This is a genomic window from Streptomyces sp. PTY087I2, from assembly GCF_001687325.1.
GTDB lineage: Bacteria > Actinomycetota > Actinomycetes > Streptomycetales > Streptomycetaceae > Streptomyces.
Window position 1 is genome coordinate 88353 of record NZ_LZRD01000018.1, and the last position, 13367, is coordinate 101719.

At 70.6% G+C, this 13367-nt stretch carries 10 protein-coding genes and 1 riboswitch; of the genes, 2 read left to right on the forward strand and 8 right to left on the reverse strand.

Annotation, left to right across the window (positions count from 1 at the left end):
- Positions 1–385 precede the first annotated feature (385 nt).
- Together A3Q37_RS20530 and A3Q37_RS20535 are read left to right on the forward strand one after the other, a co-directional pair.
- On the forward strand, positions 386–1156 hold the full coding sequence (locus A3Q37_RS20530; protein WP_065486768.1) for an ABC transporter ATP-binding protein: 771 nt from the start codon (positions 386–388) through the stop codon (positions 1154–1156).
- A gap of 122 nt (positions 1157–1278) precedes the next feature.
- On the forward strand, positions 1279–3810 hold the full coding sequence (locus tag A3Q37_RS20535; protein WP_065486770.1) for an ABC transporter permease: 2532 nt from the start codon (positions 1279–1281) through the stop codon (positions 3808–3810).
- A gap of 136 nt (positions 3811–3946) precedes the next feature.
- Here A3Q37_RS20535 and A3Q37_RS20540 read toward each other — a convergent pair whose 3' ends face one another.
- The 8 genes from A3Q37_RS20540 to A3Q37_RS20575 form a co-directional block, all read right to left on the reverse strand.
- Positions 3947–5260, reverse strand: coding sequence for a cyclopropane-fatty-acyl-phospholipid synthase family protein (locus A3Q37_RS20540; RefSeq protein ID WP_065486772.1), 1314 nt, complete (start codon positions 5258–5260; stop codon positions 3947–3949).
- A 352-nt stretch (positions 5261–5612) separates the two neighbouring features.
- Positions 5613–6998: an NAD(P)/FAD-dependent oxidoreductase gene (locus tag A3Q37_RS20545; RefSeq protein WP_079137894.1), complete on the reverse strand. Its 1386-nt coding sequence runs from the start codon at positions 6996–6998 to the stop codon at positions 5613–5615.
- Between the two features lie 427 nt (positions 6999–7425).
- Positions 7426–8370: a Ppx/GppA phosphatase family protein gene (locus A3Q37_RS20550; RefSeq protein WP_065486775.1), complete on the reverse strand. Its 945-nt coding sequence runs from the start codon at positions 8368–8370 to the stop codon at positions 7426–7428.
- Complete coding sequence (locus A3Q37_RS20555) at positions 8367–8909, reverse strand: DUF501 domain-containing protein (RefSeq protein ID WP_065486780.1); 543 nt, start codon at positions 8907–8909, stop codon at positions 8367–8369. The genes A3Q37_RS20550 and A3Q37_RS20555 overlap by 4 nt, the downstream gene beginning before the upstream one ends.
- Positions 8910–8961: 52 nt before the next feature.
- Positions 8962–9441, reverse strand: coding sequence for a septum formation initiator family protein (locus tag A3Q37_RS20560; RefSeq protein ID WP_065486782.1), 480 nt, complete (start codon positions 9439–9441; stop codon positions 8962–8964).
- A gap of 94 nt (positions 9442–9535) precedes the next feature.
- Complete coding sequence (gene eno / locus A3Q37_RS20565; protein WP_065486784.1) at positions 9536–10816, reverse strand: phosphopyruvate hydratase; 1281 nt, start codon at positions 10814–10816, stop codon at positions 9536–9538.
- 323 nt (positions 10817–11139) lie between these two features.
- Positions 11140–11847: a transglycosylase family protein gene (locus tag A3Q37_RS20570; RefSeq protein ID WP_065486785.1), complete on the reverse strand. Its 708-nt coding sequence runs from the start codon at positions 11845–11847 to the stop codon at positions 11140–11142.
- 5 nt (positions 11848–11852) lie between these two features.
- Positions 11853–12031: riboswitch (cyclic di-AMP (ydaO/yuaA leader) on the reverse strand.
- A 288-nt stretch (positions 12032–12319) separates the two neighbouring features.
- Positions 12320–13315, reverse strand: a complete 996-nt coding sequence (locus A3Q37_RS20575; RefSeq protein WP_065486787.1) for a transglycosylase family protein — start codon at positions 13313–13315, stop codon at positions 12320–12322.
- Positions 13316–13367: the final 52 nt, after the last annotated feature.

The following is a 13367-nucleotide window of genomic DNA, read 5'->3' on the forward strand; positions in this document are numbered from 1 at the left end:
CTCGTACGGCCCAACGCGCCAGGTCCGCGCCAGGCCTCGCCAGGGCGTGCGCCACCCTCGGCCGCCGCCCCGCTCCGGCCCGGTGGCCGACACCGCTCCGGGGCCGCCCTCCCGCCGTCGCGACCGTCCTCCGCCGGCACCCCCGTCCGCTCACGCTGGGTGACCGTGGGGCGCCGGCACTACTCCGCTCAGGGTCGATGTCATACCCGAGGAGGACGGATTCACGCCCGTGATGCGACTCAAGAGGGCCCCGGGAACGGGCTTCGGGAGTGACGACCGGAGGCGATCGGACCGTAAGGATGGAGTAAGTCCCCGAGGCATGGCGTCAGCGCCCCGCCTCACCACGGCCCAGGCCATCCGCATCACCCGAACCAGGAGCGTCCCAGTGACCACCACCCCCACCGTTCACCGCGCCACCGCGGTGGCTGCCCGCGCCACGGAGCTGTCGAAGGTCTACGGCGAGGGCGAGACGCAGGTCGTCGCCCTGGACCGGGTGACCGTGGACTTCCCGCAGGGCGAGTTCACCGCGATCATGGGCCCGTCGGGCTCCGGCAAGTCGACGCTGATGCACTGCGTCGCCGGGCTCGACAGCTTCAGCAGCGGCTCGGTGCGGATCGGCGAGACCGAGCTGTCCACGCTGAAGGACAAGCAGCTCACCCAGTTGCGCCGGGACAAGATCGGCTTCATCTTTCAGGCGTTCAACCTGCTTCCGACGCTCACCGCGCTGGAGAACATCACCCTGCCGATGGACATCGCGGGCCGTAAGCCGGACGCCGCGTGGCTCCAGAAGGTCATCGACATGGTCGGTCTCTCGGAGCGGCTGAAGCACCGCCCGACCGAGCTCTCCGGCGGTCAGCAGCAGCGCGTCGCCGTGGCCCGCGCCCTGGCCGCGCGGCCCGAGATCATCTTCGGTGACGAGCCGACCGGGAACCTGGACTCCCGCTCCGGCGCCGAGGTGCTGGGCTTCCTGCGCAACTCGGTGCGCGAGCTGGGCCAGACCGTGGTGATGGTGACCCACGACCCGGTGGCCGCCTCCTACGCGGACCGGGTCGTCTTCCTCGCGGACGGCGCGGTCGTCGACCAGATGATCCAGCCGACCGCCGACCGGGTCCTCGACCGGATGAAGGCGTTCGACGCGAAGGACCGCACGAGCTGACGCCCGCGGCCGGTCACCGCGACCGGCCGCCGCACGGCTGACGCGTACGGCCGCCGCACCCCGGCCCCGTACCCGCGTGCGCCCCCGCCCTCCCCTTCCGGACCCCATCCCAGGACACAGACATGTTCCGTACCGCCCTGCGCAATGTGCTCGCGCACAAGGCCAGGCTGCTGATGACCGTGCTCGCCGTCATGCTCGGCGTAGCGTTCGTCTCCGGCACGCTGGTCTTCACCGACACCCTCGGCAACGCCTTCCGCAACCAGTCCGCCAAGAGCTACGACAACGTCGCCGTCTCCATCGAGACGTTCGCCGGCGACGACGAGAAGACCCCCGGCATCGACGACGCCACCCTGGAGAAGATCCGGGCCCTGGACGGCGTGGCCTCCGCCACCGGCCGCGTCGACGGCTTCGCCGGGGTCGCCGACCCCGACGGCAAGCTGATCGGCAACGGCTGGTCCAACACCGGTGCGAACTTCTCCCCCGGCAAGGACGGCAAGGACACCCAGTACGACTTCACCGACGGCTCGGGCCCGGTGAAGAGCGGCTCGGTCGCGCTCGACAAGGACACCGCGAGCAAGGGCAAGTACAAGGTCGGCGACCCGGTGCGGGTCGCGACCAACGGCCCGGTGAAGGAGTACACCCTCTCGGGGATCTTCACCACCGAGGACGGCGCGGTCAACGCGGGCGGCAGCCTCGTGCTGTTCGACACCGCGACCGCCCAGCAGCTCTACCTGAAGCCCGGTGTCTTCCGGAACGCCACGGTCTCCGCGGCGGGCGGCGTCTCCGACCAGAAGCTGCTGGACGCGATCGAGCCGCTGCTGCCGAAGGACGCCACCGCGCAGACCGGCAAGGCGCTCGCCGACAAGCAGGCCGAGGACATCGAGTCCGGTCTGACCAGCCTCAACACCATGCTGCTGGCCTTCGCGGGCATCGCGCTGTTCGTCGGCGTCTTCCTCATCGCCAACACCTTCACGATGCTGATCGCCCAGCGGACCCGTGAGCTGGCCCTGATGCGGGCCATCGGCGCCACCCGCCGCCAGGTGAAGCGTTCGGTGCTGCTGGAGGCCGCCTTCGTCGGCACCCTCGCCTCCGTCATCGGCTTCCTCCTCGGTCTCGGCCTCGCCACCGGTCTGCGCTCCGCGATGGGCCTGCTGGGCGGCAAGATCCCGGCCGGTCCGCTGATCGTCTCGCCCACCGCCGTCGTCTCCGCCTTCGCGGTCGGCATCCTCATCACCGTGCTGGCCGCCTGGCTGCCCGCCCGCCGGGCCGCGAAGATCGCCCCGGTCGCCGCGATGAGCAGCGTCCACGCCGCCGCCTCCGTCAAGTCCCTCGTCGTACGGAACTCGATCGGCGGCGTGATCACCCTGCTCGGCTCGGCCGGCATCGTCGGCGGCGCCGCGACGGGCGGCACCTCCGGCCGGCAGCTGGTCGCGGCGGGCGCGTTCTTCGCCCTGATCGGCGTCATCATCCTGATCCCGCTGCTCTCCCGCCCGGTGATCGCGCTGGTCCGGCCGCTGCTGAAGAAGGTGTTCGGCGTCTCCGGGAAGCTGGCCTCGCAGAACGCGGTCCGCAACCCGCGGCGCACCGGAGCCACCGCCTCCGCGCTGGCCATCGGGCTGACCCTGGTCACCGGCATCTCGGTGCTCGGCGTCACGCTCGGCCAGGCCATCGACAAGATGACCACGGACAACATCAAGGCCGACTACCTGATCACGATGGCCAGCGGCGACTCGCTCGACGAGTCCGCGCTCACGGCCCTGTCGAAGGCCGACGGCGTCTCCGCGCTCTCCCCGCAGCAGGCGGCGTGGTTCGAGGTCGACGGCGACTACTTCTCGGCCTCCGGCGTCACCCCGGGCGATGTGGAGAAGGTCTTCTCCCTGACGACCGAGTCCGGTTCGCTGTCCACGCTCAAGGACGGCCAGGTCGCGATCGGCTCCAAGACCGCGAAGAAGCACGGCTGGAAGGCCGGCGACACCCTTCCCGTGAAGTTCGACAACGACAAGAAGGGCGAGCTGAAGGTCGGCGCGACCTACAAGGAGAACGAGTTCCTCTCGCCCTTCGTGATCCCGAAGGAGATGGCCGACAAGTACAGCGCCTCCACCCGCCCGCAGATCCGCGAGATCTGGATCAAGACGGACGGCGGCGCGAGCAAGGCCAACGAGCAGTCCCTCGTGAACGCGCTCGGCGACAACCCGGCGATGAGCGTCATGGACCGGCAGGACATCCGTGACATGTTCGGCGGCTTCATCAACACCGCCCTGAACATCATGTACGGGCTGCTCGCCATGGCCCTGCTGATCGCGGTCCTCGGGGTCGTCAACACCCTCGCGATGTCGGTGTTCGAGCGGCAGCAGGAGATCGGCATGCTCCGCGCGATCGGTCTCGACCGGGGCCGCGTCAAGCGGATGATCCGTCTGGAGGCCGTCGTCATCTCGGTCTTCGGCGCGGTGATCGGGGTCGGCCTGGGTGTCTTCCTCGGCTGGGCGATCGGCCGGACGCTGTCCGCCGACATCCCCGGCTACGCCCTGGTCATCCCGTGGGACCGGCTCGGCATCTTCCTGCTCCTGGCCGGCCTGGTGGGCGTCCTCGCCTCACTGTGGCCCGCCCGCAGCGCCGCGAAGCTCAACATGCTGACGGCGATCAAGACGGAGTAGCCACGGGCCCGGGGCCGGGACACATCCGGGACACAGGGGACGACGAGGGGCCGGTGCACCGCTGGGGAGCGGAGCACCGGCCCCTCGCCCGTGCGTTCGTACGCGTACGGGTCAGGCGTCCTCGCCCTCGTACGGGTCAGGCGACCCCGCCCTCGGCGGACTCCGTCCAGGCGCGCGAGCGCAGCGGCAGCCGGGAGCCGCCGCCGTCCAGCGGGCGCACCGCGAGGATCTGGTTGACGCCGATCTTGTTGTGCTCGAAGGAGAGCGCGGAGGCGGCCATGTAGAGCCGCCAGACGCGGGCCCGGCCCGGGGAGGTGGCGCGTACGGCCTGCTCCCAGTGCCGCTCCAGGTTGGCCACCCACTGACGCAGGGTCAGCGCGTAGTGCTCGCGCAGCGCCTGAACGTCCCGGGCCTCGAAGCCGGCCTCCTCCAGGGTGGCCAGGGTGCGGCCGACCGGGGCGAGTTCGCCGTCGGGGAAGACGTAGGAGTCGATGAACGCGTCGATGTGGTACGCGTCCTCGTCCTTCTCGGGGCGGCGGGCGATCTGGTGGTTCAGGAGGCGGCCGCCGGGCTTGAGGAGGGCGTGGAGGACCTCGGCGTACTCCCGGTAGCGGACCGAGCCGACGTGCTCGGCCATGCCGATCGAGGAGATCGCGTCGTACGGGCCGTCGCTGACGTCCCGGTAGTCCTGGACGCGGATCTCGATCCGGTCGGTCAGGCCCTCCTCGGCGATGCGTTTACGGGCGTGGGCGGCCTGTTCCCGGGAGAGGGTGACGCCGGTGACCCGGGCCCCGTAGTGGCGGGCGGCGTGGATGGCCATCGAGCCCCAGCCGCAGCCGACGTCCAGGAGCCGGTCGCCCTCCTTCAGGCCGAGCTTGCGGCAGACCAGGTCGAGCTTGTCGCGCTGGGCGTCCTCCAGGGTGGAGCCGTCCTGCCAGTAGGCGCAGGAGTAGACCATGGAGGGGCCGAGCACCAGGGCGTAGAAGTCGTTGCCGACGTCGTAGTGGTGGCTGATGGCCTCCTTGTCGCGGCGTCTGGTGTGCAGCGGGCCGGTGCGGCGGCGCACCTCCTCGGCGGGCGGGGCGGGCGGCGGCCAGGGCCCGGCGAGGCCGAGGAGGCCGCGGGCGAAGGCGCGGACCCTGGGGTCGCGGACCGGGTGGACGGTGTCCTTGGCGTCGGCGCCCCGGTCCCAGAGCAGCCCGGCGATCCGGCCGAGCACGTCGTACAGATCGCCCTCGACGTCGATCTCCCCGGCCACCCAGGCGCGGGCCAGGCCCAGTTCGCCGGGCTTCCACAGGAGCCGGCGCAGGGCGCGGCGGTGCCGGATCACGAGGACGGGGGCGTCGGGCGGTCCCGACTCGCTGCCGTCCCAGGCCCGGATCCGGACCGGCAGGGGTTCCGAGAGCAACTCTTCGGCGAGAGCGGTCAGCCGCGACGCGGCGTCTGCCATGGCGCACACCTCCGTGGTGTTTCCCCGACAAGCACAGCAAGCACAACAGGAACAGCAGGCAACAACAGGCAACAGACATGCTCGTAAGCCCCGCCGCGACACCCCGAAGCGCCGTCGCGAGGTACACCTGCGTCAACTCTTCCCGCACACCGCGTCATCCCGCTACCGGGCAACGAAACGGCAAAGCACGTGTACGCGCCATCCATAGGGGCGGGAGCGGGCCATCGCGCCGTTCCCGGTCCCGGCCCGGGCGGGTCGCCGGATACGCCGAAGGGGCCGTCCGCACCACGGATGGCGGACGGCCCCTTCGGGCGTCGTACGGGGTGCTCCTCGCGGAGCGGTCACCGGAGGGTCAGGAGGCCTTGGCCTTCTCGCCCTCGGACTTGGCGGCGGCCGGAGCCGGGGCCGGCTTGGCGGCCTCGTAGAACTCCTCGCGCGGCGTCTCCATGGCGCCGAGCGAGACGACCTCGCGCTTGAGGAACATCGCCAGCGTCCAGTCGGCGAAGACCCGGATCTTGCGGTTCCAGGTCGGCATGGCCATGCCGTGGTAGCCGCGGTGCATGTACCAGGCGAGACGGCCCTTGAGCTTGATCTTCACCTTGCCCATGACGATCATCGCGACGCCCTTGTGCAGACCGAGACCGGCGACCGCACCCTTGTTGGCGTGGCTGTACTCCTTCTGCGGGAAGCCCCGCATGCCGGAGATCACGTTGTCGCCGAGGACCTTCGCCTGACGCAGCGCGTGCTGGGCGTTGGGCGGGCACCAGGCGTTCGGGTTGCCGGCGCGGCGGCCGACCATGTCCGGCACCTGGGCGTTGTCGCCCGCGGCCCAGATGTAGTCGGTGCCCTGCACCTGGAGCTTCTCGGTGGTGTCGACGTGGCCGCGGGGGCCGAGCGGCAGACCGAAGCGGGCGAGCGCCGGGTTCGGCTTCACACCGGCGGTCCACACGATGGTGCTGGAGTCGACCTCCAGGCCGTTCTTCAGGACCACGTGGCCGTCGACGCAGGAGTCCATCGAGGTGGAGAGGTAGATCTCCACACCGCGGCTCTCCAGGTGCTCCTTGCCGTAGGCGCCCAGCTTCGGGCCGACCTCGGGAAGGATCTTGTCGGCGGCGTCGACGAGGATGAAGCGCATGTCCTCGCGCTTCACGTTGGTGTAGTACTTCGCCGCGTCGCGGGCCATGTCCTCGACCTCGCCGATGGTCTCCGCGCCGGCGAAGCCGCCGCCCACGAAGACGAACGTCAGCGCCTTGCGGCGGACGTCCTCGTCGGTCGTGGAGTCAGCCTTGTCCAGCTGCTCCAGGACGTGGTTGCGCAGGCCGATGGACTCCTCGATGCCCTTCATGCCGATGCCCTGCTCGGCGAGGCCGGGGATCGGGAAGGTGCGGGAGACCGCGCCCATCGCGATGACCAGGTAGTCGAAGGGCAGCTCGTAGGCCTCGCCGACGAGCGGCGCGACCGTGGCGACCTTGCGGTCCTGGTCGATGGTCGTGACACGACCGGTGAGAACCTCAGCCTTGGGCAGCACGCGTCGCAGCGGGACGACGACATGCCGAGGCGAGATGCTGCCGGCGGCAGCTTCGGGGAGGAAGGGCTGGTACGTCATGTACGACCGCGGGTCGACGACCGTGACGGTCGCCTCTCCGTATCGCATCTTCTTCAGAATGCGACGAGCTGCGTACAGGCCTACGTACCCACCGCCTACAACGAGGATCCTGGGACGCTCCGTGGTGCTCATGCCATCGAGTATCCACCCCGCCCCAGGGGGGTGCTCGTGAGCCCCTTCACAAGGATTGGCCGACCCTCTGCTACACTTCGCCGCCCACGTGACCCAGGTCATGGGTACGAAAGGGAACCACGACACTGCGGGAAACGTTCTTCACCGCTTGTGAGCAGGCCCTTGACCCTCCGAACGGGGCGAACCACGGTCCCCGTCCACTCCGGCGTAACACCCCCGGAACACGCCCGCGACACCCCTCCGCGACCCCGGGGGTGCCCCATAGGGGCGTACGGGCCACGAACCGCGCCCGACAGAGCCCAATTCCTTGTGAAGAAGTTCACGAACTTTCTCGCGGTGCGCCCCGGAGAAGGCCCCCGAGCGGCCCACCGAAGCCGGTGGGCGGCTCAAAGGTGCATGTGATGAAGCGATTGAGCGGCAGGCCCGGTCAGCCCGCGGCGCTCCACGCGATCCCGTCCAGGATGTCGTGTTCGCTCACGACGACCTCGTGGGCTCCCGTCCGCTCCATCACCGCGAGCAGGACGAGCGCCCCGGCGCCGATCACGTCGACGCGGCCCGGGTGCATCACGGGGATCGCGGCGCGCTCCTCGTGCGTGGACCGGAGAAGGCGCTCGGTGATCGCGCGGACCTGGCCGCGGGAGACCCGGGAGTGGTGGATGGCCTTGGAGTCGTACTCCTCCAGCTCCAGCGCGATCCCGGCGACCGTGGTGACGGTGCCCGCGAGGCCGACGAGGGTGCCCGCTCCGGTGAGCGGGACGGTCCGCTCGGCGAGGTCGAGGGCGGCGTCGATGTCCGCGCGGATCGCGGCGGCCCGCTCGTGGCTCGGCGGGTCCATCACGGCCCCGTCCACGACGAGGTGACGCTCCGTCATCCGTACGCAGCCGATGTCGACGGACCGGGCCGCCTCCACCTCGTCCGAGCCGAGGACGAACTCGGTGGAGCCGCCGCCGATGTCGACGACCAGATACGGCTTCGTCAGATGGTCACTGCCGGCCAGCTCCTTGGTGGCCCCGTCGAAGGAGAGCTGGGCCTCCTGGTCGCCGGTGATCACCTCGGGCTCGACGCCCAGGATGTCCCGCACCCCGGCCACGAAGTCGGCGCTGTTCTCGGCGTCGCGGGAGGCGGAGGTGGCGACGAAACGGATCCGCTCCGCGCCCAGCTCCTCGATCGCGGCGGCGTACTCGCGGCAGGCCGCGAACGTCCGCTCCAGCGCCTCGGGGGCGAGCCGGCCGGTCCGGTCGACTCCCTGGCCGAGGCGGACGATCGTCATCCGCCGGTCCAGCTCGGTGAAGGAGCCGGTGGCGGGGTCCAGGTCGGCGACGAGGAGCCGGATCGAGTTCGTACCGCAGTCGACGGCGGCGACCCGGGTCATGCGTCCTGCCCTTCACGGTCCCCGGTGCACGGCGCGACGCAGGGGCCCTTGGCCCACCACTCGGGCAGCATCGCGATGGCCTCGTCGCCCAGCGGGTTCACCCCGGGGCCCGCGGCCAGCGAGTGGCCGACCAGCACGTGCAGGCACTTCACCCGGTCCGGCATGCCGCCCGCGCTCGGGAAGCCCTCCAGGACCTCGATGGCGTCGCGGCGGGTGATGTAGTCCTCGTGCGCGGCCCGGTAGGCCTTCGCCAGCTCCGGGTCGGTCTCCAGACGGGCCGTCATCTCCTTCATGACCCCGTTGGCCTCCAGCGTGCCGATCGCCGAGGCCGCCCGGGGGCAGGTCAGGTAGTACGTCGTCGGGAACGGCGTGCCGTCCTCCAGACGGGGCTGGGTCTCCACCACGTCCGGGTTGCCGCAGGGGCAGCGGTGCGCGATGGCGCGCAGCCCGCGCGGCGGGCGGCCGAGCTGCTGCTGGAACGCGGCGATGTCCGCGTCGGTGGGTTTGGTGGACTCGGTCTGCGGAGGGGGCGTTTCCATGCCTGCCTTGGTTCTGCTCGAAGCTCGTGAAGAAGGGGGGGTCGCGGGTCGGTCAGTCGCGGTCGTCACGGTCGGCGCTGTCCACGCCGTCCCAGAGGTTGGAGTGCCAGGGACGGCCGCTCGCGCCGGGCTCCGACCGGCGGTCCTTCGCCGCGTCGGGGTCGGCCACGGTGTAGCCGGTCTCCCCGGGAAGGACGTAATGCAGGTGCTGGCGGGCCAGCCGCATGATGTACGCGTCGTCCTGGAGCCGCGCCTTCTCGTCCCGCAGCTCCTCGGTACGCCGCTGCGCCTCCTGCGAGAGCCGCTCCTGCTCGGCGATCTCGTCGCGCTGGGAGACGTACTGCCGCATCGGGTAGGCGAGCGCCACCACCAGGGAGCAGACGACCAGCGCCAGGAACGCGGCCCGGCCGGTGAGCCGGGAGCGGCGGGCCTGGCGGCGGTTCTGGGAGCGGTACACGCGGGCCGCGGTCTGCTCGCCGAGCAGCCGCAGCCTGGTCGCGGTGGAGAACCGGTCACGGTCCTTGCCGGCCATGTCTCCCCGCCTCCCCATCACATACGTCCGTCCCCGCACACGGTACGGGACCGGGTGCGGGGACGGGCGGAGGCCACCGGCTCGACGCTGCGGGTCAGCCCTTGAAACGCGGGAAGGCGGAGCGGCCCGCGTACACCGCGGCGTCGTCGAGGATCTCCTCGATGCGCAGCAGCTGGTTGTACTTGGCGACGCGGTCCGAGCGGGCCGGGGCGCCGGTCTTGATCTGGCCGCAGTTCACGGCGACGGCGAGGTCGGCGATGGTGACGTCCTCGGTCTCGCCGGAGCGGTGCGACATCATGCACTTGAAGCCGTTGCGCTGGGCCAGCTCGACGGCGTCCAGGGTCTCGGTCAGCGAACCGATCTGGTTGACCTTGACGAGCAGGGCGTTGGCGGAGCCCTCCTCGATGCCGCGGGCCAGGCGCTCGGGGTTGGTGACGAAGAGGTCGTCGCCGACGATCTGCACCTTGGAGCCGATGCGGTCGGTGATGACCTTCCAGCCGGCCCAGTCGTCCTCGTACAGCGGGTCCTCGATGGAGACCAGCGGGTACGCGGAGACGAGCTCCTCGTAGTACTCGGTCATCTCGGCGGCCGAGCGGGACCTGCCCTCGAACTCGTAGACGCCGTCCTTGTAGAACTCGGACGCGGCGACGTCGAGCGCGAGCGCGATGTCGCGGCCCGGGACGTAACCGGCCTCGTTGATGGCCTCGACGATGAGGTCCAGGGCGGCGCGGTTGGACTCCAGGTTCGGGGCGAAGCCGCCCTCGTCGCCGAGTCCGGTGGACAGGCCCTTGGTCTTCAGGACCTTCTTCAGCGTGTGGTAGACCTCCGCGCCCCAGCGCAGGGCCTCGGAGAAGGACTCCGCGCCGATCGGGGCGATCATGAACTCCTGGATGTCCACGTTGGAGTCGGCGTGCGAGCCGCCGTTCAGGATGTTCATCATCGGAACGGGCAGCAGGTGCGCGTTCGGGCCGCCGAGGTAGCGGAAGAGCGGCAGGTCGGACGCCTCGGAGGCGGCGTGCGCGACGGCCAGCGAGACGCCGAGGATGGCGTTCGCGCCGAGCGAGGCCTTGTTCTCGGTGGCGTCCAGGTCGAACATCGCCTGGTCGATGAGGCGCTGCTCGGTGGCGTCGTACCCGACGAGCTCCGGGCCGATCTGCTCGATGACGGCGAGGACGGCCTTCTCGACGCCCTTGCCCTGGTAGCGGTTGGGGTCACCGTCGCGAAGCTCGATGGCCTCGAACGCACCGGTGGAGGCGCCGGACGGAACGGCAGCACGGCCCGTGCTGCCGTCGTCGAGGCCGACCTCGACCTCGACCGTGGGGTTACCCCGGGAGTCGAGGATTTCCCTGGCTACGACGACGTCGATGGACGGCACGAGGCATCTCCTTCTGGGATCTGACACTGGTTGTGCAGGGTCACTGTGGCCTTGCGACCCGAGCCTATCCGGCCCGGCCGTATCCGTCGGCCGACCGCCCGCCTCCTGGGACGAAAAAGGACCCAAGGGCCTGCATAACGGGACAGAACTCTAGATATCTACTGAGCGGTAACAACAAGAGGTGAACGCATGCGGGCCCCCGGACGCCCGCCGTCCACGAAGAACCCGGCCCGGCGCGCTGGGGGGAAGAGCGCGCCGGGCCGGGAAGCCGTGCGAGGAGAAGTGCCGCCGGACACTTCTCCTCCGGGGAGGAGAGACGGCGATTACTTCAGGTGGAGCTGCTGACCCGGGAAGATCAGGTCCGCGTCCTCGACGATGTCGTCGTTGAGCTTGAAGAGCTTGCTCCAGCCGCCCTTGACGCCTTCCTTCTCGGCGATCTTGCTCAGGGTGTCGCCGGCCTTGACCTTGTACTCGCCGTCACCCTTCTTGACCTTCTCGCCGGTCGGGGTGGTGACGGTCTTCTTGCTCTCGGCCTTGGGGGCCTCGCGCTGCTCGCTGCGCGTGGTGGGCTGCTCGGCCTGGCGCTGGGGCTGCGCCTGCTCGGGCTTGCTCTCGGCCTGGCCGGAGCCGCCGGGGTTCACGCCCGGGTCCACACCGTCGTTGGTGAGGCCGCCGGCGCCGGCGCAGGCCCAGGCGCCCGGGCCCTGCATGTCGAGAAGCTTCTCGGCGGTGGCGATCTGCTGGTCCTTGGAGGCCAGGTCGGCGCGCGCGGCGTACTGCGTACCGCCGGCGGCGGCCCAGCTCGACTGCGAGAACTGAAGTCCGCCGTAGTAGCCGTTGCCGGTGTTGATGGACCAGTTGCCGCCGGACTCGCACTGGGCGACGGCGTCCCAGGTGGCGACGGAGGCGGCGGAAGCGTTGGTCGCGCCCATCAGCGGGACGGCGACGGCGGCACCGGTGACACCCGCGAGGGTGGCGATACGGGTGGCCTTGGACGGGCGGCGGTGCTTGCCCTTGCTGTTCAGCAGCATGGAACGAATCTCCTCACCGACGCCTACGAGGTGAGCTGTCGGGTTCGGGCTGATGAGTTGCCCGGCCGTGCGTCCTTGCGCACGGCTTCACCCCTAGCCGGTCCCGTACGCCCCCTCGGAGGGGGCCGTGCGGACCCGGCGGCCTACCTGGGTCCCCCGCTCCTGCCTACGGCGCTTACGCGTCTGTTCCCTTCGACCGACGGCAGGATTCGGCGTGACGGTCGACGGGGCCCGCGGTGCGAGCGGCTTAGACCGTAAACACAGGCAACCCCGACATTCAAAGATGGACATAGGGGGCAATCAACCCGAACTCGCGGCGGCCGGTGGGTCGTTTCCGCAGGTCGGGGGTGATGTGTACGAATGGGCCGGAAGGGGTGCGTGAGTTGAAGCAAAGAGACCCATGTCTCACTTATGCAAAGTGGACATAGGCCTCTTAACTGCCTCTGCTTTCGGGGCTTTTTCCCGAATTGAATCAGTTGGCGGCGGGCTCCTCGGCCGACTCGTCGGCGCCCTGCTCCAGCCCCAGATCCAGGCTCTGGCCGGGCAGGATCAGGTCCGGGTCGGAGCCCAGGAGGTCCTTGTTGGTCTCGTACAGACCAGTCCAGCCGCCGGGGAGCTCCTGGGCGTTCGCGATCGCCCAGAGGTTGTCGCCGGGCTGCACGGTGTACGCACCGGAGGCGGCGGCACCGTCCCGCGCGTCGCCGTCACCGCGCGAGGCGTGCCGGCCGGATCCGCGCGGGGCGTCGTCCTGACCCGCTCCGGCTTCCTCGGCGGGGGCGCCGCGGTGCTTGCCGCCCTTGCCGTTCGAGGCGTCGGGGGCGGAGGAGTCGTCGGGGGCGCCGGAGGACGGCGGGGTGGTGGGGGTCGCGGAGGGGTCGGAGGAGCCGCCGCCCTTCTCCGCGTCAGCGCTGTCCCCCTTGCCGGCCTTACCCCCCTCGTTCCCTTCGTCCCCCTTGTCGCCCTTACCCTTCTTCTCACCCTTGCCGGACTTGCCGGATTCATCCGCTTCGTCGGGTGCGTCCGCCTCGTCGGTCGGGGTGGTCGTCGGGTCGGGGGCCGGCGAGGTGCCCGGGTCGACGCCCGGGAGGCTGCCGTCCACCGCGAGACCCGAGATCACCGCGCAGCTCGGCCACGCCTTGGGGCCCTGGTCGTCCAGGACCTTCTCGGCGACGGAGATCTGCTGCGACCGGCTGGCGAGGTCGGCGCGGGGCGCGAACTCCGTGCCGCCGTACGCCGACCAGGTCTCCTGCGAGAGCTGGAGCCCGCCGTAGTAGCCGTTGCCGAGGTCGGCGCTCCACATTCCGCCGCTCTCGCACTCCGCGACCCGGTCCCAGGTGGAGGCCTCGGCGGCGGACGCGCCGCTCGCCCCGAGCAGCGGGATGGCGATGGCCGATCCCGTCACCCCTGCGGCGACGACGATGGCGGGTGCCTGGCGAGGGCGGCGGTGTCTGCCGTTCGCGGAGCCCATGGGTATGCCTTCCGTGCGACTGACAAGCGAGTGACCTGAGCGCCGCGCAGCG

Coding starts and splice junctions, on each gene's coding strand:
- A3Q37_RS20535 (WP_065486770.1), top strand. CDS start 1,279: ATGTTCCGTACCGCCCTGCGCAATGTGCTCGCGCACAAGGCCAGGCTG.
- A3Q37_RS20540 (WP_065486772.1), bottom strand. CDS start 5,260: ATGGCAGACGCCGCGTCGCGGCTGACCGCTCTCGCCGAAGAGTTGCTC.
- A3Q37_RS20545 (WP_079137894.1), bottom strand. CDS start 6,998: ATGAGCACCACGGAGCGTCCCAGGATCCTCGTTGTAGGCGGTGGGTAC.
- A3Q37_RS20550 (WP_065486775.1), bottom strand. CDS start 8,370: ATGACCCGGGTCGCCGCCGTCGACTGCGGTACGAACTCGATCCGGCTC.
- A3Q37_RS20555 (WP_065486780.1), bottom strand. CDS start 8,909: ATGGAAACGCCCCCTCCGCAGACCGAGTCCACCAAACCCACCGACGCG.
- A3Q37_RS20560 (WP_065486782.1), bottom strand. CDS start 9,441: ATGGCCGGCAAGGACCGTGACCGGTTCTCCACCGCGACCAGGCTGCGG.
- A3Q37_RS20570 (WP_065486785.1), bottom strand. CDS start 11,847: ATGCTGCTGAACAGCAAGGGCAAGCACCGCCGCCCGTCCAAGGCCACC.
- A3Q37_RS20575 (WP_065486787.1), bottom strand. CDS start 13,315: ATGGGCTCCGCGAACGGCAGACACCGCCGCCCTCGCCAGGCACCCGCC.